18 protein-coding genes are annotated in these 22,111 nt (G+C 59.7%); 9 read left to right on the top strand and 9 right to left on the bottom strand.

Going from position 1 to position 22,111, the window contains the following annotated elements:
- Positions 1–9 precede the first annotated feature (9 nt).
- Together QUE41_RS12210 and QUE41_RS12205 are read right to left on the bottom strand one after the other, a co-directional pair.
- Complete coding sequence (locus QUE41_RS12210; RefSeq protein ID WP_286339318.1) at positions 10–1,278, bottom strand: YeaH/YhbH family protein; 1,269 nt, start codon at positions 1,276–1,278, stop codon at positions 10–12.
- 18 nt (positions 1,279–1,296) lie between these two features.
- Complete coding sequence (locus tag QUE41_RS12205; protein WP_286339317.1) at positions 1,297–3,231, bottom strand: PrkA family serine protein kinase; 1,935 nt, start codon at positions 3,229–3,231, stop codon at positions 1,297–1,299.
- A 409-nt stretch (positions 3,232–3,640) separates the two neighbouring features.
- On the opposite strand from QUE41_RS12205, the gene QUE41_RS12200 reads away from it, so the two are divergent.
- Positions 3,641–3,841: a hypothetical protein gene (locus QUE41_RS12200; protein ID WP_286339316.1), complete on the top strand. Its 201-nt coding sequence runs from the start codon at positions 3,641–3,643 to the stop codon at positions 3,839–3,841.
- A 103-nt stretch (positions 3,842–3,944) separates the two neighbouring features.
- On the opposite strand, the gene sodB is transcribed toward QUE41_RS12200, so the two are convergent.
- Positions 3,945–4,529: a superoxide dismutase [Fe] gene (gene sodB, locus QUE41_RS12195; RefSeq protein WP_286339315.1), complete on the bottom strand. Its 585-nt coding sequence runs from the start codon at positions 4,527–4,529 to the stop codon at positions 3,945–3,947.
- Between the two features lie 189 nt (positions 4,530–4,718).
- Here sodB and QUE41_RS12190 point away from each other — a divergent pair, with 189 nt between their 5' ends.
- Positions 4,719–5,057, top strand: a complete 339-nt coding sequence (locus tag QUE41_RS12190; RefSeq protein ID WP_028111045.1) for a Grx4 family monothiol glutaredoxin — start codon at positions 4,719–4,721, stop codon at positions 5,055–5,057.
- A gap of 62 nt (positions 5,058–5,119) precedes the next feature.
- Here QUE41_RS12190 and QUE41_RS12185 read toward each other — a convergent pair whose 3' ends face one another.
- From QUE41_RS12185 to rnt, 3 genes are all read right to left on the bottom strand, one after another.
- Complete coding sequence (locus tag QUE41_RS12185; protein ID WP_286339314.1) at positions 5,120–6,445, bottom strand: Na+/H+ antiporter family protein; 1,326 nt, start codon at positions 6,443–6,445, stop codon at positions 5,120–5,122.
- Between the two features lie 134 nt (positions 6,446–6,579).
- On the bottom strand, positions 6,580–7,590 hold the full coding sequence (locus QUE41_RS12180; RefSeq protein ID WP_286339313.1) for a sensor domain-containing diguanylate cyclase: 1,011 nt from the start codon (positions 7,588–7,590) through the stop codon (positions 6,580–6,582).
- A 158-nt stretch (positions 7,591–7,748) separates the two neighbouring features.
- Positions 7,749–8,429, bottom strand: a complete 681-nt coding sequence (gene rnt / locus QUE41_RS12175) for a ribonuclease T (protein WP_286339312.1) — start codon at positions 8,427–8,429, stop codon at positions 7,749–7,751.
- Positions 8,430–8,573: 144 nt separating this feature from the next.
- Here rnt and QUE41_RS12170 point away from each other — a divergent pair, with 144 nt between their 5' ends.
- Entirely contained in the window at positions 8,574–9,440 is an 867-nt protein-coding gene (locus tag QUE41_RS12170; RefSeq protein ID WP_286339311.1) for a flagellar protein MotY, read from the top strand.
- 116 nt (positions 9,441–9,556) lie between these two features.
- Here the strand turns inward: QUE41_RS12170 and fadE are convergent, their stop codons facing one another.
- Complete coding sequence (gene fadE / locus QUE41_RS12165) at positions 9,557–12,007, bottom strand: acyl-CoA dehydrogenase FadE (protein ID WP_286339310.1); 2,451 nt, start codon at positions 12,005–12,007, stop codon at positions 9,557–9,559.
- Positions 12,008–12,277: 270 nt separating this feature from the next.
- Between fadE and QUE41_RS12160 the strand changes: the two genes are divergently transcribed.
- The gene (locus tag QUE41_RS12160) at positions 12,278–13,060 is read left to right on the top strand and encodes a class II glutamine amidotransferase (protein ID WP_286339309.1); all 783 of its coding nucleotides are present in this window, start codon (positions 12,278–12,280) and stop codon (positions 13,058–13,060) included.
- On the opposite strand, the gene QUE41_RS12155 is transcribed toward QUE41_RS12160, so the two are convergent.
- Entirely contained in the window at positions 13,023–13,748 is a 726-nt protein-coding gene (locus QUE41_RS12155) for a DUF3108 domain-containing protein (RefSeq protein ID WP_286339308.1), read from the bottom strand. The genes QUE41_RS12160 and QUE41_RS12155 overlap by 38 nt on opposite strands.
- Positions 13,749–13,771: 23 nt before the next feature.
- The gene (locus QUE41_RS12150) at positions 13,772–14,125 is read right to left on the bottom strand and encodes an MGMT family protein (RefSeq protein WP_286339307.1); all 354 of its coding nucleotides are present in this window, start codon (positions 14,123–14,125) and stop codon (positions 13,772–13,774) included.
- A gap of 162 nt (positions 14,126–14,287) precedes the next feature.
- On the opposite strand from QUE41_RS12150, the gene imuA reads away from it, so the two are divergent.
- The 5 genes from imuA (at position 14,288) to QUE41_RS12125 (ending at position 22,111) form a co-directional block, all read left to right on the top strand.
- Positions 14,288–14,953: a translesion DNA synthesis-associated protein ImuA gene (imuA, locus tag QUE41_RS12145; protein WP_286339306.1), complete on the top strand. Its 666-nt coding sequence runs from the start codon at positions 14,288–14,290 to the stop codon at positions 14,951–14,953.
- Positions 14,953–16,350 (top strand): Y-family DNA polymerase, encoded by a 1,398-nt coding sequence (locus QUE41_RS12140; RefSeq protein WP_286339305.1) that lies wholly within the window; start codon positions 14,953–14,955, stop codon positions 16,348–16,350. The genes imuA and QUE41_RS12140 overlap by 1 nt, the downstream gene beginning before the upstream one ends.
- On the top strand, positions 16,337–19,429 hold the full coding sequence (locus tag QUE41_RS12135; protein ID WP_286339304.1) for an error-prone DNA polymerase: 3,093 nt from the start codon (positions 16,337–16,339) through the stop codon (positions 19,427–19,429). Before QUE41_RS12140 ends, QUE41_RS12135 begins: the two co-directional genes overlap by 14 nt.
- A 144-nt stretch (positions 19,430–19,573) precedes the next feature.
- Positions 19,574–19,783, top strand: a complete 210-nt coding sequence (locus QUE41_RS12130) for a cold-shock protein (protein ID WP_028111056.1) — start codon at positions 19,574–19,576, stop codon at positions 19,781–19,783.
- A 147-nt stretch (positions 19,784–19,930) separates the two neighbouring features.
- Complete coding sequence (locus tag QUE41_RS12125) at positions 19,931–22,111, top strand: DUF6351 family protein (protein WP_286339303.1); 2,181 nt, start codon at positions 19,931–19,933, stop codon at positions 22,109–22,111.

Below are 22,111 nucleotides of genomic sequence, written 5' to 3'. Positions count from 1 at the left end.
CAAATGGAATCAGGCCGTCTGCTTTTTAAACAGCTCTTTGAATACCGGGAAGATATCTTCCACGGAACGGATATGTTGCATGGCGAAGTGAGAGTGAGCCTGGGCCAGGGTCTCGTACTCGCGCCACAGGGTCTGATGGGCCCGGTTGGTGATCTCTATGTAGGTGAAGTAGCGGCAAGTGGGCAGCAGCGACTGATCCAGCAACTGCCGGCACAGGGGCGAATCGTCTGCCCAGTTATCGCCATCCGAGGCCTGGGCCGCGTAGATATTCCACTCGTTGGAAGGGTAGCGCTCCCGTTGAATCTCATGCATCAGTTTCAATGCACTGGAGACTATGGTGCCGCCGGTTTCCTGGCTGTAGAAGAACTCCTGCTCATCCACCTCTTTGGCCTGGGTGTGGTGGCGAATGAACACCACATCCAGCTCCTTATAGGTTCGGGTCAGGAACAGGTAAAGCAGGATGTAGAATCGCTTGGCAATATCCTTGGTGGCCTGGTCCATAGAGCCTGAGACATCCATCAGACAGAACATCACCGCCTTGGAGGTAGGCACCGCCTGCTTGGCAAAGTTGGTGTATTTAAGATCATAGGTGTCCAGGAAGGGCACCGCTTTGATCCGTTTGCGCAGCTCGTCAATCTCCTCCTTGAGGGCCAGAATCTCCTCACTGCTGGAGCCGGGCGTGTTGGTCAGAGCCTCCAGTTTGGCTTCCGCCTCATTCAGGGCCCGGCGTTTTCCTGCGGTCATGGCGGTTCGTCTTGCCAGGGACTCCCGCAACGAACGCACGATGTGAATGTTGGCCGGCTGTCCTTCGGAGGTGATGCCCGCTCTTACGGTCTTGAACTCCACCAGTTTATCCAGGGCGGTCTTCTGCAGGTTGGGCAGCTCCAGATCGTCGAACAGGATATCCAGATACTCATCCTTGGAGATCTCGAACACGAAGTCGTCGCTGCCTTCACCACTGTCAGAGGCCTGCCCCTGACCTGCGCCACCGCCGCCCCCCTGAGGAGGACGGTCGATGCGGTCGCCCCGGTGGAACTGATCGTTCCCCGGGTGAACCGTCTGGCGAACCCCACCTCGGCCGGTGTGGAACACCGGCTCAGAGATGTTCTTGGTGGGCAGGGTGATCTTCTCACCACTTTCCACATCGGTGACGCTGCGGTTGGTGGCAGCATCGGAGACCGCCTGCTTAATCTGCTTCTTGTAGCGACGCAGAAAACGCTGGCGGTTCACCGTGCTTTTGCCCTTGGTGTTGAGGCGCTTGTCGATAAAATGCGTCATAGGCACTCTCCCACCGCATCAGGATGACTTGCGTACCCTCAGGTACCACTCGGAGAGCAGGCGAACCTGCTTGCGGGTGTATCCCTTCTCCATCATGCGGTCGACGAAGTCATCGTGCTTCTGCTGCTCGTCCGCAGAGGTCTTGGTATTGAAGGAGATCACCGGCAACAGATCTTCGGTGTTGGAGAACATCTTCTTCTCAATCACCGTGCGCAGTTTCTCGTAGCTGACCCAGTTGGGGTTCTTTCCGGCGTTGTTGGCCCGGGCTCGCAGCACAAAGTTGACGATCTCGTTACGGAAATCCTTGGGATTACTGATCCCGGCGGGTTTCTCGATCTTCTCCAACTCGGCATTCAGGGCGGCCCGGTCAAACAGCTGACCGGTTTCCGGATCCCGGTACTCCTGATCCTGAATCCAGAAGTCCGCATAGGTGACGTAACGGTCGAAGATGTTCTGGCCATATTCGGAGTAGGACTCCAGATAAGCGGTTTGAATCTCCTTGCCGATAAACTCCACGTACTTGGGAATCAGGTAACCTTTCAGGTGTTCCAGGTAGCGCTCTGCCATCTCCTGAGGGAACTGCTCACGCTCAATCTGTTTCTCCAGCACATAGAACAGGTGCACCGGATTGGCGGCCACTTCGCTGTGATCGAAGTTGAATACCCGGGACAGGATCTTAAAGGCGAAACGGGTGGACAGGCCGTTCATTCCCTCGTCCACACCGGCGTAGTCTTTGTACTCCTGGTGAGATTTGGCCTTGGGGTCGGTGTCCTTCAGGGTTTCACCGTCGTACACCCGCATCTTGGAGAAGATGGAGGAGTTTTCCGGATCCTTCAGGCGAGACAGGACGCTGAACTGGGCCAGGATATCCAGTACACCCGGGGCGCACTGGGCTTGGCTCAGATCCGAGCTGTCCAGCAGCTTTTCGTAGATCTTTTTCTCCTCAGAGGTGCGCAGGCAGTAAGGCACCTTGACGATGTACACCCGGTCGAGGAAGGCTTCGTTGTTTTTGTTATTGCGGAAGGTCTGCCATTCCGATTCGTTGGAGTGTGCCAGGATGATGCCGGCGAAGGGCAGGGCGGACAGGCCCTCGGTGCTGTTGTAGTTGCCCTCCTGGGTGGCGGTCAACAGGGGGTGCAGTACCTTGATGGGGGCCTTGAACATCTCCACAAACTCCATGATCCCCTGGTTGGCACGGCACAGGGCGCCGGAGTAAGCGTAGGCGTCAGCATCGTTCTGGGCAAAATGCTCCAGCTGACGAATGTCGACCTTACCCACCAGGGAGGAGATGTCCTGGTTGTTCTCGTCGCCGGGTTCGGTCTTGGCGATGGCGATCTGGTCCAGGATGGATGGGTACACCTTGGCCACTTTGAATTTGCTGATGTCGCCGCCGAACTCGTGCAGTCGCTTGGCTGCCCAGGGAGACATGATGTTGCGCAGGTAGCGCTTGTTGATCTTGTACTCCTCCTCCAGCAGCTTGCCGTCCTCTTCGAGGTCAAACAGGCACAGGGGAGAGTCGTTCACCGGGCTGCGCTCGCCATTGGCGCTCAGGACATAGATGGGCACCTTGGACATCAGTTTTTTCAGCTTCTCGGCCAGAGAAGATTTACCGCCGCCCACAGGCCCCAGCAGATAGAGGATCTGTTTGGATTCTTCCAAACCCTGAGCCGAGTGTTTCAGGTAGGCGACGATCTGCTCAATCGCCTCTTCCATGCCGTAAAACTCGGAAAAGGCAGGGTACCTGGCCACAACCCGGTTTGAGAAGATGCGGGACAACCTGGGATCCTTGGCGGTGTCCACCATCTCGGGCTCGCCTATGGCTTCCAGCAGTCGCTCTGCGGCGCTGCTGAAGGCGCTGTGGTCAACTTTGCACAACTCCAGATAGTCCTGGATGCTCATCTCTTCGTCACGGGTACGTTCATAACGTTGCTGATAGTGCTGGAAAATGGTCATCGGTCACCCCCTGAAATCAGTTTTGCCGCGCCGTTGGCAGGGCAGTCATCTCCAACCCTTAGCATTAAGCGTAGACCCAATATTTCTAAATAGGACAGCAAACCATAGATTTTTAAGACGAAATATTTCATGGGTTTAATGGAATAGGGTCGAAAATCCTCCTCACCTAAGAGTTAGACCCCGGCATTGCAGCAGGGGTTTCAACTCTATACGGTCCAGGTGACGGAATTGCTCAGAAAATTTGTCTGCACTTGCGCAGAGATACACCGGATAAGCTGCTGTGATCCCCGTTCGAACAGGGTTGAGGTGGGCCGTGATGGTTGTCACATAAATGTCATGATTAACCATTAGTAGGTAGGCTTGAGCTTTTGCTAAAGTGTCTTCGGTTGGTTACACAGGAAGTAGCGTTATGTCAGTGACTCAACACGACCAGGTCTCAATTGAGATGATTTCAACCTACGCCAGATGGTGCGGCATTCACAACAAAGAGCAGTGGCGCGAATACCATCAGCAAAACAGTCGTCCAAGCTGGGTGCCAGACGATCCGGAGAGCTTCTTCTCTCAGTCTGGCGAATGGCAGGGTTGGGATAAGCTCACCTCAGAACATTAACGGGGAAGAGCATTTAGCATAGTAGGGAGCCGGACGGCTCCCTTGTTGATCCTGGCGCACAAAAAAGGGAGCCCTATGGCTCCCTCAATCTCTTTGCTGCCGATTAGCCAGCGAAGTTCTGGTTGGCAAACTCCCAGTTTACCAGGGCCCAGAAACCCTTCATGTAGTCAGGGCGAACGTTGCGGTAGTCGATGTAGTAGGCGTGCTCCCACAGGTCGACAGTCAGCAGAGGAGTAACACCCTCGTCGGTCAGCGGAGTGCCGGCGTTGCTGGTGTTGACGATATCCAGGCTGCCATCTGCCTTCTTAACCAGCCAGGTCCAGCTGGAGCCGAAGTTGTTGATCGCCATGTCGGTGAACTTGGCTTTGAACTCGTCAAAAGAGCCAAAGGCAGCGTTGATGGCGTCAGCAATGGCACCGGTCGCTTCACCGCCGCCGTTAGGGGACAGGCAGTGCCAGTAGAAGGTGTGGTTCCAGATCTGGGCGGCATTGTTGAAGACACCGCCGCTGGAGCTCTTGATGATCTCTTCCAGAGACTTACCGGCAAACTCGGTGCCCTCGATCAGGCCGTTGAGCTTAACCACGTAGGTGTTGTGGTGCTTGCCGTGGTGAAAGTCCAGGGTCTCGGCTGAGATGTGGGGCTCCAGTGCATCCTTAGCGTAAGGCAGTGCAGGTAGTTCGAAAGCCATTTGCGTTCTCCATTTAGCTGATTTAGCTGTTGGTTTTGTTCCGTTATGGGAGCATTGTACTCCCTAAACCTGTGACGTGCATCATGTTCCCAATTGAATGTTCTAACTGACTTCATCGAAAAAATACATTGGGGTTTGGTTGCACTTTTAATAGAATGAGAATCAAGATCACTACCAGATGTGGTACTCATGGAAACTGTAGAGAAGATTAAGTCACAAATCGCGGAAAATCCCATCATCCTGTACATGAAGGGGTCTCCCAAGCTGCCTAGCTGTGGATTTTCCGCTCAGGCGTCCCAGATGCTGGTGAACTGCGGTGAAGCGTTTGCCTACGTGGATATCCTGCAAAACCCTGATATTCGTGCCGAATTGCCCAAGTACGCCAACTGGCCAACCTTCCCGCAGCTGTGGGTTGAAGGTGAGCTGATTGGCGGCTGTGACATCATCCTTGAGATGGCCCGTACCGGTGAGCTGCAAAGCCTGGTTACCGAGACTGCCGCCAAGTACAAGGAGCAGGAGGCAGAGTAACGCTCTCCTCGGAACTGCAATAAAAAGGGGCGCCAACTGGCGCCCCTTTTGTCGTTTTGATTCTACAGCACCATGGCCGCGAGCCAGCCAGAGGCCAGCAGCGGCAGGTTGTAGTGCAGGAAGGTGGGCACCACAGAATCCCAGATGTGGTCGTGCTGACCGTCGGCATTGAGGCCGGCGGTAGGACCCAGGGTGGAGTCGGAAGCCGGCGAGCCGGCGTCACCCAGGGCGGCAGCGGTACCCACCAGGGCGATGATCGCCGGGGTGGAGAAGCCAAAGCCCATGGCCAGAGGCACATAGATAGCCGCAATAATGGGGATGGTGGAGAAGGAGGAGCCAATGCCCATGGTGATAAACAGGCCCACCAGCAGCATCAGGAAGGCCGCCAGAGCCTTGTCCGTACCAATCATCGCCTGGATGGAGTCCACCAGGGCGGGCACTTCGCCTGTGGCCTTAATCACGGCAGCAAAGCCCGCCGCGGCGATCATGATGAATCCCACGGTGGCCATCATTCTGACCCCCTGAGTAAAGAGGTCCTGGCTGGAGATCCCCTTGTCCATGCCGCCCAGGTTCAGGACCACGAAGCCCGCCAGGGCGCCGAAGATCATCGAGTCGGTGTAGAGCTGAATCCCCAGGGTAGCACCGATGGCCACCATCACCACGGCGATGCGCAGGCCGCTCAAGGGCTGGTGCTCAACGTGCTCACTGCCGTCCAGCTCCTTATCTTCATAGGTTCTGGGCTTACGGTAGCTGACAAACATGGCGGTCAGCAAGCCGAACACCATACCAAGGGCCGGAATGAACATGGCGCCCATCAGCTCGTCCGCCTGCATCTCCAGGCCGTTGCTCACCAGGTTGGCCATCAGGATGTCTTTGAGGAAGATGCCGCCAAAGCCCACGGGCAGCACCATGTAGGTGGTCACCAGGCCAAAGGTCAGGACACAGGCGATCAGGCGTCGGTCCAGGTTCAGCTTGTTGAACACACCCAGCAGAGGCGGGATCAGAATCGGAATGAAGGCGATATGAATGGGAACGGCATTCTGGGAGGCCACGGACATCAGCAGAATGGCCACCAGCAGGGCGTACTTGACGCCGGTGACCGCCTGATGGTCAGGGCGGCCGCCCAGGCGGCCAATGATGGCCCGGGAGAGGCTGTCGGTAATGCCGGTGTGGCTCAGCGCCACGGCAAAGGCCCCCAGCAGGGCATAACCCAGGGCGATGGTGGCGCCGCCACCCAGGCCCGTATTAAAGGCATCAATGGTCTCTGCCAGACTCATGTTGCCAAGCAGACCGGCAACCAGAGCGCTGACGGTGAGCGCAATGATCACATTGACTCTGGCCAGGCTGAGCACCAGTACCAGGAGTACCGCAATGACGACGGCGTTCATTATTATTTGTTACCTATGGTTGATTGCTGTTTTAAGAGGGAAACGAACCATTTTCAGGTTCACAGGGGAAGTGTCCAGATAAATATGCAGTTCGGGTGCAATTGTGTGACGGAAATCGGGCTGTCTGACCGGTGTCAGTCGGCCCGTTTGAGGGATTGTTTGTTCTGGTACATCTGACGGTCGGCGTCGGCGATCAGTTGTTCGGCGCTTTTGGCCTCGGCAGGCTCCCACAGGGCCAGGCCGATGCTGGCCACCACATCCACCTGCTCTACGCTGAGCTGGTGCTGCAACTCATTCATCAGCCGGGAGTGGATGGCTTCGGCACAGGTGTCCTGCTGCAGGGGACACAGCAGGACGAATTCATCGCCACCGAGTCGGCCGACCACGTCCATGTCACGGCTGATGCTGCGCAGCCGCTCCGCCACCTTGATCAAAACCCTGTCGCCAAAGGCATGGCCGAAGTTGTCGTTAAAGCGTTTGAAGTTGTTGATGTCGATGAAGTAGAGCGCCAGTGGAGCCCCGGTGCGGTGAGAGGCGGCCATCAGCTGATCCAGCCGGGCGCAAAATTGATGACGGTTGGCGACGCCGGTGAGCGAGTCGTGGGTCGCCGCATAATAGAGCTCTTTTTCCACCTCATCTTTTTCGATGGCCACGGCGGCCACCGAGCTCATCAGGGTCATGAACTCCTGTTCGAACTCACTGGGCTGGGCGGGTTTATCCAGATAGAGGGCGAAGGTGCCCAGCAGGTTGCCTCGGCTGGAGACCACAGGCAGAGACCAGCAGGCTCGAATGTTTGCCATTCTCGCCAGGGGCAGGAAGGCCTCCCAGTTAGGATCGTCATAGATGTCCGAAGTAAACACCTCCTGCTTAAAGAAGGCGGCCTTGCCACAGGAGCCCACGGTGGGACCGACAGCCACACCGTCGATGGCGTTGTTGTATTCGCTCGGCATGCTGGGGGCGCTCAGGGTGCTTAGGGTCTGGCTCTCCGAGTCGTAGGAGAGCACCGACACCCGAACTTCCGGCGTGATCTCTTCGGCCAGCTGAATCAGGCTGTCCAGGGTCTGTTTGACGCCACAGCCCAGGGCCAGCTGCCGCAAAGCCTGGTTCAGCCCCTGGTGAGCCTTTAAAAGTAGTTGGGCACTCATAGGCAAGCGATGTTGCTCTTTTGATAGTTATGAGCGCATTGTATCGAAAAATCGTCAAAATTGTTACAAGTGACGAAAGTTTGACGCCGTCGAGGTATTGAAGTGTCGTGAATTGCTAGGACAAGGAGTGAGAGCCGCTAGATACGGCTCTGATTTAATTACTCTTCTTCATCCTGCTTCAGGGGTTCACCGCTTTTCACATTCTCTTCTGGCACCTGCCAGCCACCCAGGGATTTCCACTTGTTGACGATGTGGCAGAACAGCTCGGCAGTGCGCTCGGTGTCGTACAGGGCGGAGTGAGCCTGCTTATTGTCAAACTCGACGCCGGCGGTGCGGCAGGCCTTGGCCAGTACCGTCTGACCCAAAGCCAGGCCGGATAGGGTGGCGGTGTCGAAGGTGGCGAAGGGGTGGAAGGGGACCCGCTTGATCTTGGCCCGCTCGATGGCGGCATTGAGGAAACCATGATCGAACGCCGCATTGTGGGCCACCACGATGGAGCGGTGACACCCGGCGGCTTTCTGAGCCTTACGCACAGCCTTGAAGATCTCCTGCAGCGCTTCTTTTTCCGAGACCGCCCCGCGCAGCGGATTGTGGGGATCGATGCCGTTGAACTCCAGAGCCGCAGGTTCCAGGTTGGCGCCTTCGAAGGGCTCCACGTGGAAGTGCAGAGTCTGGGCCGGTTTGAGCCAGCCATCGGCGTCCATCTCCAGGGTGACGGCGGCGATCTCCAGTACCGCGTCGGTGGCGGCATTGAAGCCGGCGGTTTCGATGTCGATCACCACGGGAAAATAGCCGCGGAAGCGGTTTACGAGCAGATTTTCTGGTTTAATAGGGGTCATGCCGCCAGCTTTGTTTCTCTTGGGGGGCGCAATTATCGCAAAGCCCCGGGATAATGCAAAAAATTTGGTTGGTGAAGAAATAGTCTAAAGCTTTCTGCCGCGATGCCGATACAGGCGGTAACAGACAACCTCAGGGTAGCCTAAATGCGATTGAGATATGGTGCAGTGATTGTGAGTGCGATGCTCTCCTGCTCCGCCTATGGCGGGGTCAGGAACTACGTGGCGTCCATTGATCAGTCACACTGGAACCTGGAAACCTCAAATCCGCTCCAGTGTACCCTGACCCACACCATTCCCCATTATGGTACCGCCGTGTTCAACAGCAGGGCGGGGCGCTCTACCGATCTCAACTTCATTCTTGAGATGCGGCGTAAGCCTGAGCGCGCCACCCGGGCCAGCCTGCGTTCCGTGGCGCCCTCCTGGCGACCCGGTGTGCCGGCCCGTCCCATTGTGGACGTGACCTACCAGGCCCAGTTCGATGCCGAGGTGCCCAAGCACGCCGCCTGGGTGATGCTCACCGAGCTGGAGCAGGGGATGCAGCCCACCTTTTACTACCAGGACTGGTATAACCCGGTCAATCAGGTGGCGGTGGGCCTGAGCTCTGCCAACTTCCAGAACAGCTATTTCCAGTTCGTTGCCTGCATCGACAGCCTGTTGCCCTACAGTTTCGAGGACATCTCCTATACGGTGCTGAACTTCCGGGACAAAAACGGTGAGCTGACCGCCGACTCCCGCCGCAAGCTGGAGCGCATTCGCGAGTTTCTCTCCTACGATCCCACTCTGGAGCTGGTGCTGATCGACGCCTATACCGACAGCTTTGGCTCTGAGGCGTCCAACCTCAAGCTCAGCCATGAGCAGGCGGACAAGCTCAAGCAGTTCTTCGTCGAGTCTGGTATCGACGCCAACCGCATCGTTAGCCAGGGCCACGGCGAGAAGCGTCACATCGCCAGCAACACCAGTAACCGGGGCCGGGCTCAGAACCGCCGGGTGGTGATTCGGATGGAGCGCTAGCGACTCATCTGTGAAGCAGGGGCCTGACGGCCCCTTTTTTGTGGCTTGTTTCCGGTTCCAGCACAAAGAAAAACCCCGGCATAAAGCCGGGGTTTTGGTTCAGGCAGCCTGGGGACTTAGGCGGCCTGTACGGGCTTGGTGGGCTCCACTTCGACCGGGTTGGCCTTGAGCTCCTCGGGATCGAAATCATCCACGTTGATGGTCTCGAGGCGGCCGGTCTCGGCATCGCGCAGCAGCTGAGCCTCATCGGCGGTCAGTACACCCAGCTCCAGCCCCTTCTCGGCCACTTCATGCAGCTTCCAGAAGGGCAGCTTGGTGCCGGCGGCTTTGCACACCTTGTCGAACAGAGGCTCGGCGGCCAGGATGTTGCGCAGAGTCTGCTCCTGACGACCCACGGGGTTGTTCTCGTGGGCTTCCAGCCACTGGCCGGCAATCAGGCGATCGCGGGCGGCGCAGGGGGTTTGCAGGATCTTGGCCACTTGGTGGTCCAGCTTGTCGGAGGTGCGCTTCATCGGCAGACCCAGGGGGAACATCAGGAACTTCAGCAGGCCACCAAAGGCGGGGAAGTTATCCAGCAGTTCCACCAGAGAGGTCTGCAGTTTGAACAGGCTGTCTTCCACGGCCCACTGCATCAGCGGGATGTCGTCGGTCTGACGGCCATCGTCCTGATAGCGCTTCAGGGTGGCGGAGGTCAGGTACAGCTGACTCAGCAGGTCGCCCAGGCGAGCGGAGGTACGCTCCTTACGCTTGAGGCTGCCGCCCAGCATCGCCATGGCCAGATCAGAGAGCAGGGCCAGGTTGGCGCTGAAGCGGTTCATGTGCTGGTAGTAACGCTTAGTGACGTCTGAGTAGGGCGCGCTGCTGAAGCGGGCGCCGGTCAGGCCGAACCAGATGCTGCGCACCAGGTTGCTGAAGACGAAGCCCACGTGGCCCCAGACGGCGTTATCGAAGTTCTCCAGGCTGCGACCTGAGTCCTTATCGAAGGCCGCTTCCATCTCCTTGAGTACATAGGGGTGGCAGCGGATGGCGCCCTGGCCATAGATCACCAGGGAGCGGGTCAGGATGTTGGCACCCTCTACGGTGATGGCGATGGGGGCACCCTGGTAGCCACGACCCAGATAGTTGTTGGGACCCAGGCACACACCCTTACCGCCGTGGATATCCATGGCGTCGATGACACACTTCTGCATGCGGTCGGTCAGGTGCATCTTGACGATGGCGGAGATCACCGAAGGCTTCTCACCCAGACCCAGGGCAGTGGTGGTCATGGCGTTCACCGCTTCCATCAGGTAGGCGTTACCGCCGATGCGTGCCATAGGCTCTTCGATCCCCTCCATCTTACCGATGGGGGTCTTGAACTGGCGACGGATGCGGGAGTAGGAACCGGTCGCCGCGGCGGCCACCTTGATGCCACCGGCGGAGTTGGAGGGCAGGGTGATGCCACGACCGACGGAGAGACACTCAACCAGCATGCGCCAGCCCTTACCGGCCATCTTGGGTCCACCAATGATGAAGTCCAGAGGCACGAACACATCGTTACCCTGGGTCGGACCGTTCTGGAACATGGTGTTCAGCGGGAAGTGGCGGCGGCCGATGATCACACCGTCGATGTCGGTGGGGACCAGGGCGCAGGTGATGCCAATCTCTTCCTGATCGCCAATGAGGCCATCAGGGTCACGCAGTTTGAAGGCCAGGCCCAGCACGGTGGCCACAGGGGCCAGGGTGATGTAGCGCTTGTTCCAGGTCAGGCGCATACCCAGCACCTCTTTGCCTTCCCATTCGCCCTTACAGACGATGCCGTAGTCAGGGATGGCACCGGCGTCGGAGCCGGCTTCAGGGCTGGTCAGGGCAAAACAGGGCACCTCTTTACCAATCGCCAGGCGAGGCAGGTAGTGGTCTTTCTGCTCTTCGGTGCCATAGTGCTGCAGCAGCTCACCCGGGCCCAGGGAGTTGGGTACGCCCACGGTGGACGCCAGTACGGAATCGACGCCGGCCAGCTTCTGCAGAACCTGGGACTGGGCGTAGGGGCTGAACTCCAGGCCGCCGTACTTCTTCTTAATGATCATGGCGAAGAACTTGTTGTCCTTCAGGTACTGCCACACCTCAGGGGTCAGATCGGCGTCCTGGTGAGACACGCGGAAGGCGTTCACCATGCGGGACACCTCTTCGACCGGGCCATCCAGGAAAGCCTGCTCCTCGGCGCTCAGGCGAGGCATGGGCAGTTGATGCATCTTCTTCCAGTCAGGTGAACCGGAGAACAGGTCCGCGTCCCACCAGGTGGTGCCCGCTTCGATGGCGTCCTTTTCTGTCTGGGACATCTCGGGCATCACGGAACGGAACGCCTTCAGGGCGGGCTTGGTCAACAAGCTCTTACGCAGGGAGGCGACGTTGAATGGGACGGCGATGATGGCGAAGAGGATCCAGGCCAGGGTGCCCACGATGCCAAGGACGCTGCCGATGGCCAGGGCGGCGGCGGCCACCAGGGTAAACAGGGTCAGTGAGGCGCGCTTGTAGATCAGGCCCCCTAACACCAGGATAGAGGCAATGCTCCAAATTAGGGTAGTCACGTTATTTCTCCTTGTGTCACCTGCCGGGATACGGGCTACCGACAGGTTTGCTCTCTGTCACAGTATATGGTCTGGTCGGACCTCTGTCACATAAAAACTAAACGCATGTTTGAACTTCTTCAAGATCTAATTGCGATTATTTGCTGCTGGGTATAGGGAAAAGAACAGACTCTGGTGGCGAGCCTTTGAGCAAACGCCGGCCTGGCGGGGTGCGCGAACGTTAAAATCTGGTTATTCTTCGTTGTAATAGAGAATGATACGGGTAAAGCCATGTGTGAATTGCTGGCGATGAGCGCCAATGTACCCACGGACATCGTCTTCAGCTTTACCGGACTGGTGGAGCGGGGCGGTGTCACCGGTCCCCATACCGACGGCTGGGGCATCACCTTCTATGAGGGGATGGGCAACCGCACCTTCCGCGATTGTCAGCCCAGCTGCCAGTCTGAGGTGGCCGCCCTGATCAAGGAGTACCCCATCAAGAGTAAGGCGGTGATCAGCCATATCCGCCAGGCGAACCGGGGCCGGGTGTCGCTGGAGAACACCCACCCCTTCTGTCGGGAGCTATGGGGCCGCTACTGGACCTTTGCCCATAACGGCCAGCTCAGTGGCTACACCGATAAGATGAAGCCCAAACGGTTCCATCCCGTAGGCAATACCGACAGTGAACTGGCGTTCTGCTACCTGATGGACAAACTAGCGGAGCGTTTCCCGGAAAAGCCCAAGGATATGCGTCAGGCGTTTCGCTTTGTGGCCCAGGAAGCGGCCAAACTGAGGGAGCTTGGGGTGTTCAACATGCTGCTCACCGATGGCCGCTATCTGCTGGCTCTGTGCAGCAACAACCTGTGCTGGATCACCCGGCGGGCGCCCTTTGGTGAGGCCAAATTGATCGATACCGATATGGTGATCGACTTTAAACAGGAAACCACCGAGAAGGACATAGTCACGGTGATCGCCACCCGACCGCTGACTCATAACGAGCAGTGGCACACCATGGAGGGGGGCGAGTGGCAGCTGTTTAAGGATGGCTTGCCTGTAGCGTCGGGTCGTCCTTGAACTCCAGGGCGGTAAGTTTCAGCTCCGCCTGCACATCCCCATCCTTGTACTGAATCAGGCGTACCATCACCAGGTGGTGCGCCTTGGCCAGCCACAGATAGGTCTGACGGCTGCTGCCTTCCCCCCGATCCCGCTCCACCTTGATGGTCTCCAGGGTGCCAAAGGGCAGGGTCAGGGTCTCCTCACCCACCACCCTGTAGCGGTACTCCTTCTCCCTGGCCTTATAGATGATGGGGTAGGCCATCTCGGTCTTCCCGGCGGCCACATCCAGCCTCAACTGTTGCTGATAGCTCAGGGGATCGAACTTGGGTTCGCTCCAGGGCAGGGTGGCTTTCTCATCCCGGTACTGGGCCTGAATGGGGCCCTGATCAGGGTTGAAGCGGATCCAGGATTTGAAATCCGGGCCGGTGCCGGAGCGTTTCATCCGGTACAGGGTGGGGCGCACCAGTTGCGACACCATCCTGAATTCGCTGGTTTCGGTGCGGGTATCGGACAGAAACAGCAAGCCCACCTTGCTCTGGTAACCCAGGCGGTACTGGCCATCGTCCAACAGCTCCAGCTGGTAGTAGCCTTCGCCCAGCTCGGAGTCGCCGCGCCACACCTGATAGTCCGCCCGGTAGGGCAGCAGCGGATTGGCCTGAACAGCCAGGGTCTGCAGCAGCAGAAACAGGGTGAGTAGGGCTCGCATGGGCAATCCTCCTTAGGGCTTGTTTAAAAGGGTAGTTGCCAAAGCAGCTCAGCGAGATCCGGTTGCCATTGATAGCGGTTCATGTTGATGCGGCTGCCGTTGACCTCCACCCCCTCTTGGCGCAGACGGTATTGCTGCTCCCGGTAGCCCGGGGAGTCCTTGGGCAGGGAGATCTTGCCACCGGCACCCAGTACCCGGTACCAGGGCAGCGCCATCTCCTTGGGGGCGGTGCGCATTGCCCGCCCTGCCAACCGGGCCCGGCCAGGCAGCCCCGCCAGATCCGCCAGTTGCCCATAGCTGACCACCTTGCCCTCGGGGATCATCAGGCACACCTGCCAGATCCTCTGTTCGCCGGTCAGGGGCTTGGGTTCACTCATCCGTCTTTGTCCTTCCTGTTTGGGGGCAGCCAGTCTACTGAATTCTTTAGCGCTTTTCTTTAGGACTTTGCCCAAGCGCTTCTGGTTCCCAGAGATCCCTTGGATCTGAAGCCAAGATGATTAATACTGTATATGCGTACAGTATTTTGTTTGGTGCTGAAAATGTTGAAACCCGTTGACTCCCTGCTTAAGCGTGATGACCTGTGGCTGGCCAGCCAGTGGCAGCAGGATAAGTGTGGCATCGCCACAGGCTTTCCCGGCCTGGACCAGCGCCTGGCCCGCCAGGGCTGGCCGGACAGAGGGGTGGTGGAGGTGCTGGTGGCCCACCCTGGCAGTGGTGAGGCCCTGTTGCTGCAGAGTCTGGTCACCCCGGCGGAGGATCAGTGGCTGCTGCTGATCTGCCCGCCCTTTGTGCCCTATGCGCCGGCCTGGAGTCGGGAGCTGGACCTGTCCCGGCTGCTGTGCCTGACCGAGCTGGATCGTAAAGAGCAGTTGTGGGCGGCGGAGCAGGCCCTGGCCAGCGGCAGCTGCCAGCGGGTGCTGCTTTGGCTCGATGCCTTGTCGGTGAGTGAGTCGCGGCGACTGCAGCTGGCGGCGGAGAAGGGGGAGAGCGTCGCCCTGGTGTTCCTGCCTCCGGAGCTGGAGCAGGAGAGCCATCCGGTCAGTTTGCGCCTTCGGCTGTCGCTGACCCGTGGGGGGCACAATTTGCAGATCCTCAAGCAGCGCGGTGGCTGGCCTCAGTCGTCTCAGCCAGTGACTCTGGCGCCCTCTGGCTGGGGGCCGCTCCCCGCAAAGGGGAGGGCGACCCTAGTGCAGGGACCCTGGTAATGCTGTGGTTGGGTCTGCACTTTATCGATCTGCAGCTGCACCACCAGGCCAGAACCCTGGAACAGGCTCCTCCCCTGGCTTTGGTGGGAGGACAACCCATACAGGTGCTGCAACTGAACAGTCTGGCCCGGGATGCCGGTGTGGCCCGGGGGCAGAGCCTGGCTACGGCCACCTCCCTGTGTCCGGAGCTCAGGCTGCTGGAGCCCATGGCCGACGACGGTCCTCTGCTGGAGGAGTTGGGGGCCTGGGCCTATGGGTTCAGCGGCCGGGTGGTGCTGGTGCCGCCGGACCGTTTGCTGCTGGAGGCGGGCAGCATGCTGCGGCTCTTTGGTGGCCTGGCCCAGTGGCGCGCGGCCCTGAATTTGAGCCTGGAGACCCTGGGGCTGCCCTGCCGCCAGGGGCTGGGGCACACACCGCAGGCGGCGGCCTTGCTGGCTCGCAGTGGCGAGGATGGCAACACCCTGGAGGAGGAGGCGCTCAGGGCCAGCCTGCTGGCTCTGCCTGTGGCTGCCCTGGAGTTGCCCGGAGACAGTGGAGAGCGGTTGTTGGGAATGGGCATTCGCCAGGCTGAGCAGCTCTACAGGCTGCCCAGGCAGGAGTTGGGGCAGCGGTTTGGCAGTGAACTGCTGCTCTATCTCTCCCGGCTGTGGGGGGAGTTGCCCGATCCCCGCCAGGAGTATCAGCCGCCCCCCGGATTTCGTCAGAAACTGGTGTTGATGGAGGAGGTGGAGTTGGCCCAGGTGCTGCTGTTTCCCCTGAAGCGCATGCTGGCGGCCCTGGGAGAGTTCCTGCGCCATCGCCAGCTCTCCTGCGATGCCTTTACCCTGACTCTGGTGCATCGCCAGGGGCCGGACCAGGTCATAGTGCTGCGTCCGGGCTTTGCGGAGCACCGCAGTGAGCAGCTGTTTAAGCTGGTGCAGCTGAGGTTTGAACGCCTAACCCTGTATCAGCCTGTGGTGGAGCTGGTAGTGAGCGCGGAGCGTTTCAGTGAACTGGACCCCGACGCCCGCACCTTGAGTGCCCAGGTGCTGCCCGGCGGTGAGCACAACCCGGCCTGGGAGCTGGTGTCTCAGTTGATTGCCCGCCTGGGGGAGTCCAGGGTCAGGGGAGTGGGCTGCGTGGATGAGATCCGTCCGGAGCGGGCCTGGTGCTGGGGCGAGCCGGGCGCCCTGGGCTCTGCAGCTCCCCATAAACCTCGGCCACCCTGGCTGCTGGAGTCGCCTCAGGAGATTGAGCGAAGCCAACTGCAGCTGCGTCAGGGGCCGGAGCGGCTGGAGAGTGGCTGGTGGGACGGCGCCCCTGTTGCCCGGGATTACTACCTGGCCCAGGTCGACGATGGCCGCTGGTGCTGGGCATATCGGGATGAGCTGGGGTGGTTTATCCATGGCTGGTTCTGATCTGGGTTACGCCGAACTGCACAGCCTGAGTAATTACAGCTTTCTGCAGGGGGCCTCCCACCCTGCGGAACTGGTGGCTCAGGCCGCCAGCCTGGGGTATGGCGCCATCGCCCTCACCGACGAGTGCTCCCTGGCGGGGATCGTCAAAGCATGGGAGGCGGCCCGTGAGCATGGCATCAGGTTGATCACCGGCAGTGAGTTTCGCTTTGAGGAAGCCACCCTGGTAGTGCTGGCCCAGAGCCGCCGGGGCTATGGCCAGCTCTCCGCCCTGATCAGCCGGGCCCGGCGGCGCAGCCCCAAAGGGGAGTATGCCGTACATTGGCAGGATCTGGCCTCCAACCTGGAGGAGTGCCTGCTGCTGCTTAAGCCGGTGGTGAGCGCAGAGCGGCAGGCCCTGGACACGGTGATCGCTAAATTGGTGCCCCTGTTTAAGGGGCGGCTGTGGCTGTTGGTGGAGCGCCATTTTACCCCGGACGATGCGCCCGCCCTGGCCCTGACCGAGGCCCTGGGTCAGCACTGGTCATTGCCCCTGGTGTGCGCCGGGGGGGTACGGATGCACCAGCCTGATCGCCAGCCCCTGTTGGATCTGCTCTGCTGCGTGCGCCACGGTTGCACCCTGGCTCAGGCCGGCTGGCGTCTGCAGGGCAACCGGGAGGCTCACCTTAAACCTTTGCCGGCGCTGGCGCGTCGCTATCGCCCCCAGTGGTTGGCACAGACCCAGGTGATCGCCAACCTGTGCCAGTTCGAACTGGAGGAGCTGCGTTATCAGTATCCGGCGGAGGTGGTGCCCAAGGGGCTCAGTGCCTCCCAGTATCTGCGTCAGCAAACCGAAGAGGGGGCACGCTGGCGCTACCCAAATGGGGTGCCCGAGGCGGTTTCGGCTCAGATCCGGCGGGAGCTGCAGCTTATCGATGAGCTGGAGTATCACTACTTCTTTTTGACCATCTATGACATCGTCCGCTTCGCCCGTTCCCGCAAGATCCTCTACCAGGGGCGGGGCTCGGCGGCCAACTCCGTGGTGTGCTACTGCCTGGGGATCACCGAGGTGGACCCGACCCAGGTCAGCCTGCTGTTCGAGCGCTTCATCTCCAAAGAGCGCAATGAGCCGCCGGACATCGATGTGGACTTTGAGCATCAACGTCGGGAAGAGGTGATCCAGTACATCTACGGCAAGTATGGCCGGGAGCGCGCCGCCCTGGCTGCCACGGTGATCAGCTACCGCTTCAAGAGCGCGGTGCGGGATGTGGGCAAGGCCCTGGGGCTGGATGAGAGCTATCAGGAGCGGCTGATCAAGCAGGTGGATCGCCGTGACAAAGAGAGCTCCTGGCAGAATCAGACCCAGGCGCTGATGAGTGAGGAGGGGCTGCCCAGTGGTGCCGCTGCCCATCTGGTGCCTCTGGTGGAGAGCCTCATTGGTTTTCCCCGCCACCTGTCCCAGCATGTGGGCGGCTTTATCATCTCCCAGGGGCCCCTGGCGGAGCTGGTGCCGGTAGAGAACGCCGCCATGGCGGACAGGACGGTGATCCAGTGGGACAAGGACGACCTGGAAGCCCTGGGACTGCTCAAGGTGGATGTGCTGGCCCTGGGGATGCTGACCGCCATCCGCCGCTGTTTCGACCTGATTGGTCAGTGGCAAGGTCAGCCCTATGGCATGGAGGATGTGCAGCGGGAGCAACCCGAGGTGTACGACATGCTGTGCCAGGCAGACAGCATCGGCGTGTTCCAGATTGAGTCCCGGGCCCAGAGCAACATGCTGCCCAGGTTGCGTCCCAGGAGCTATTACGACCTGGTGATTCAGATCGCCATCGTTCGCCCCGGCCCCATTCAGGGGGACATGGTGCACCCTTATCTGCGCCGCCGTCACGGCCTGGAGCCGGTGAGTTACCCCAGTGAGGCGGTGCGGGAGGTGCTGGAGCGTACTTTGGGAGTGCCCATCTTTCAGGAGCAGGTGATCAAGCTGGCCATGGTGGCTGCTGGCTTCTCCGGCGGTGAGGCGGATCGCCTGCGCCGGGCCATGGCCAGTTGGAAACGCCATGGGGAGCTGGACCAGTTTGAGACCAAGCTGCTCTCTGGCATGGCCGGACGGGGCTACAGCGAAACCTTTGCCCGTCAGGTGTTCAATCAGATCCGCGGCTTCGGTGAGTACGGCTTTCCCGAGTCCCACTCCGCCAGTTTCGCCCTGCTGGCCTATGTGTCCGCCTACCTCAAATACCACTACCCGGCGGCCTTCTGCTGCGCCCTGCTCAACAGTCAGCCCATGGGGTTCTATACCCCCTCTCAGTTGGTGCAGGATGTCAGCCGCCACGGAGTCAGTGTGCTGCCGGTGTCGGTCAACCACAGCGGCTGGGATCATACGCTGGAGCCCGTTGCCGGTGAGGCCGGGGTGCGCCTGGGGCTGAGGCTGGTGAAGGGGCTCAGCGAAGAGGCGGGGCGCCGGGTGATGGATTGCCGTCCCCCAGGTGGTTTTCGTGACAGCCAGCAGCTGGCGTCACTGACCGGGCTGGGGCGCCAGGAGCTGGAGCGGCTGGCGGCGGCGGACGCCCTGAAGAGCCTGGCTGGCCATCGTTACCAGGCGCGCTGGCAACTGGCGGCGGTGGCGGAGCAGTTGCCTCTGTTTGGCGATACTCCCCTGGAGAGTGAGGTGACCCTGTGCCGACCTGAGGCGGAGGAGGAGATGCTGACCGATTTTTCACAATTGGGGCTGACATTGGGGGAGCACCCCATGTCGATGTTGCGCCGCCGTGGTTTGATGAAGGGCCAGGTGAACGCCGAGCAGTTGATGGCCTGCCGCCATGGCCAGTTGGTGACTCTGACCGGAGTGGTGGTGGGGCGTCAGCGTCCGGGAACCGCCAGTGGCGTGACCTTCATTACCCTGGAGGATGAAACCGGCAACGCCAATGTGGTGGTGTGGAGTCGGACCGCCCAGGCTCAGCGGCAACCCTACCTCACGGCAAAACTGATGCAAGTGAGCGGAAAAGTCGAAAAAGGGGAGGGCGTGGTGCATCTGATGGCGGGCCGTTTGCGGGACAGAAGTGAACTCTTTGACAATTTCAGGGTTCAATCTCGAAATTTTCGTTAACAAAAAGGGATCATTTTTGATCAGGGCACATTAACTGATAAAAAATTCACCAGAAGGTTTGTAAACGGCGACAACCTGCGTATACTTGAACTCGATAACGGGCGGTAAGGACCGCTCGTACGATTGATTGAAAAAGAGTTAGATATGTCTGAACAAGTTACTGGAACAGTTAAGTGGTTTAACGACGAAAAAGGATTTGGCTTCATCTCCCGTGAAGATGGCAAGGATGTGTTCGTGCACTTCTCTGCTATCCAGGGCAGTGGACGCCGTACCCTGGTTGAGGGTCAGCAAGTGACCATGACCGTAATTCAAGGCCAAAAAGGTCCTCAAGCTGAGAACGTAAGCGTTATCTAACACTTACCCAAGCAGAATTTTAGGGCCCTTGCCGTCAGGCGAGGGCCTTTTTATTGCCTGAAATTTGTTCTTTCATCTCTGCCCTTTGGGGGCTGTCCCGGGTTTGAACCACACTTAGTCTCATGTTGGGCCGCCTGGGAGTGAGCCATGAGATGGTTGCTCTATCTTCTGACTCTGGTGTTGGTCAGCCTGTTAAGTGTGTTGGGCTATTTTCAGTATCAGCGCTGGACCCACCCCTACCATGAGATGCAGGTGAACAAGCTTGCGCCTGCCACAAACGCCCCCCTTATCGATTATCAGCCACACCTGGCCCTGGTCCCACGCCCAGAGGAGACCTATCCGTTTCCCATCCCTTTGGGGCAGGTTGGTCCGGCAGAGACCCTGTATGCCGGCCAGAGCCAGTACCCCTTCTTCTGCATGACTCAACTGGCCGGATTGGGCCAGCCCGTGGTGGATAACCATAAAGGCTATGGCGTGCCTGTCTACGAGGAGCGCGGCGGCGTTCAGGGCAGCCGCATCCTTGGCTACAGCCGCGACTGTGGCCTGCCCAGTCAGCTGAACTACTACTTCGTCGACACCAGGGGTAAGGTGCGCCGCTATGACAGCCAGTTTCCTCCGCCCCCTGAAGCGGTCGCTTCCACCGAGATAGATGGCCAGCCGGTCCCCGAGATCTACCGGGTGGAGAGTGGCACCATCAACCGATACATCTACCACATCGCCATGCTCGGGACTCCGGATCATGACCGCACTCAGGCCCCCTGGTGGAATCGCAAGCTCATCTACCAGTTTCACGGTGGCAGCGGCATCGGTTTTCGACAGGGGCGGGTCAAGCCGTTCAGGCTGGTGAGCAAGCGCCGGGATCAGTTGCGTAGCGGCTACGCGGTGATCACCTCCAGCGGCAACAAAACCAGCTACACCTACAACATGATCCGGGCGGAGGACACCGCACGTCGGGTGAAACGTCAGTTCACCAGCCTCTACGGCCAGCCCAGGTACACCATAGGCATCGGCGGATCCGGCGGTGGCCTGGCTCAGTACCTGATGGCCCAGAACCGCTCCCAGGTGTTCGATGGTGCCCTGGCGCTCTACGCCTACCCGGACATGGTCACCCAGACCCTCTATGGTCTGGACTGCGACCTGCTCAACACCTACTACGCCTTCAGGGCCAACAGGAACCACCGATGGCAGGACTTTGACAACCGGGTGTCTCTGGAGGGGATGAACGCCAAGGCCGGCTTCGATCATAAGGCCCCCTTCCTGGAGCCTTTGAACCAGTTGCTGCACGGGCGCTGGCCAAGCTGGCCCAAGGGGTCCAGCGAGTGCATCAACGGTTGGTTCGGCCTGTCGGCGCTGATCCACAACCCTCATCAGGGCTATATCCGGCCCATGTTCTCCGAACCCATCCAGAGCCAGGGGCACTGGAGCTACTGGGAAGATCTGGTTCAAATTTATGGCCGTGACCCTCAGGGCTACGCCCGCAGCGCCTGGGGCAACATGGGGGTGCAGTATGGGCTGCGTTCTCTGGTGAGCGGTGAGATCACCCCGGCGGAGTTTCTCCATCTGAATCGTTACATCGGCAGCTGGCGCACGCCGCACCGGATGGAGGCGGAGTCCATCTGGCTGCCTCTGGGCCACAAGCTGCCCTTGTGGTTGTCGCTGTGGGGCAACCACAACATCACCGAAGGAGCCCCTGCGGCCAGACGTCAGCCCGACCCCTTGGCCGTCGAGCGGGCCTATCGCAGTGGTCAGGTGTTTGTGGGCAGCAACCCGCTGCCTGTTATCGACTTGCGCCACTATCTGGAGCCGGAGCTGGACATGCACCACCTTTCGGCTTCCTTTGAGGCCAGGGCACGGATCCTGGCCTGGGAGGGGCACAGGAAGAACCAGCTTATCTGGGTGTCGCATCAGGACTACACCCCTCTCGCCGAAGCTTTCGAGGCGATGGAGGCCTGGCTGGAGGCCAGGGCCCGGGGCGAATCCCGGCCTCAAAGCCTGAACGACCTCTGTTTTGATGAAGCCGGCACGGTGATCTATCGAGGCGACGATGCCTGGGACGGTCCCTGGAACGGTCAACCCGCCGGGGTGTGCAGCCAGCACTACCCCCACTTCAGTAACTCCAGGATTCAGGCCGGTGGCCCCTGGGAGGGCAGCGTGTTCCAATGCCGGCTGATCCCTGTGGCTCAGGCCATCGAGCAGGGGCAGTATGGGCAGCGGGATATGACCCTGTACCTGGAGAAGCTTGAGAGGATTTTCCCCGCCGGGGTGTGCGACCTGAGCCGGGTGGATGCCCTCAGGCCGCCGGATCTGACTCCGGAGCTGGGGTTTTAG

It is taken from the genome of Ferrimonas sp. YFM, assembly GCF_030296015.1.
Taxonomy (GTDB): Bacteria; Pseudomonadota; Gammaproteobacteria; order Enterobacterales; family Shewanellaceae; genus Ferrimonas.
Note: the sequence above shows the minus strand (reverse complement) of the source record. Positions and strands in the feature narration are given on the sequence as shown.

Bases quoted from the DNA above. Each gene is read 5' to 3' on its own strand.
- QUE41_RS12210 (WP_286339318.1), bottom strand. From the start codon at position 1,278: ATGACGCATTTTATCGACAAGCGCCTCAACACCAAGGGCAAAAGCACG.
- QUE41_RS12205 (WP_286339317.1), bottom strand. From the start codon at position 3,231: ATGACCATTTTCCAGCACTATCAGCAACGTTATGAACGTACCCGTGAC.
- QUE41_RS12200 (WP_286339316.1), top strand. From the start codon at position 3,641: ATGTCAGTGACTCAACACGACCAGGTCTCAATTGAGATGATTTCAACC.
- sodB (WP_286339315.1), bottom strand. From the start codon at position 4,529: ATGGCTTTCGAACTACCTGCACTGCCTTACGCTAAGGATGCACTGGAG.
- QUE41_RS12190 (WP_028111045.1), top strand. From the start codon at position 4,719: ATGGAAACTGTAGAGAAGATTAAGTCACAAATCGCGGAAAATCCCATC.
- QUE41_RS12185 (WP_286339314.1), bottom strand. From the start codon at position 6,445: ATGAACGCCGTCGTCATTGCGGTACTCCTGGTACTGGTGCTCAGCCTG.
- QUE41_RS12180 (WP_286339313.1), bottom strand. From the start codon at position 7,590: ATGAGTGCCCAACTACTTTTAAAGGCTCACCAGGGGCTGAACCAGGCT.
- rnt (WP_286339312.1), bottom strand. From the start codon at position 8,429: ATGACCCCTATTAAACCAGAAAATCTGCTCGTAAACCGCTTCCGCGGC.
- QUE41_RS12170 (WP_286339311.1), top strand. From the start codon at position 8,574: ATGCGATTGAGATATGGTGCAGTGATTGTGAGTGCGATGCTCTCCTGC.
- QUE41_RS12160 (WP_286339309.1), top strand. From the start codon at position 12,278: ATGTGTGAATTGCTGGCGATGAGCGCCAATGTACCCACGGACATCGTC.
- QUE41_RS12155 (WP_286339308.1), bottom strand. From the start codon at position 13,748: ATGCGAGCCCTACTCACCCTGTTTCTGCTGCTGCAGACCCTGGCTGTT.
- QUE41_RS12150 (WP_286339307.1), bottom strand. From the start codon at position 14,125: ATGAGTGAACCCAAGCCCCTGACCGGCGAACAGAGGATCTGGCAGGTG.
- imuA (WP_286339306.1), top strand. From the start codon at position 14,288: ATGTTGAAACCCGTTGACTCCCTGCTTAAGCGTGATGACCTGTGGCTG.
- QUE41_RS12140 (WP_286339305.1), top strand. From the start codon at position 14,953: ATGCTGTGGTTGGGTCTGCACTTTATCGATCTGCAGCTGCACCACCAG.
- QUE41_RS12135 (WP_286339304.1), top strand. From the start codon at position 16,337: ATGGCTGGTTCTGATCTGGGTTACGCCGAACTGCACAGCCTGAGTAAT.
- QUE41_RS12130 (WP_028111056.1), top strand. From the start codon at position 19,574: ATGTCTGAACAAGTTACTGGAACAGTTAAGTGGTTTAACGACGAAAAA.
- QUE41_RS12125 (WP_286339303.1), top strand. From the start codon at position 19,931: ATGAGATGGTTGCTCTATCTTCTGACTCTGGTGTTGGTCAGCCTGTTA.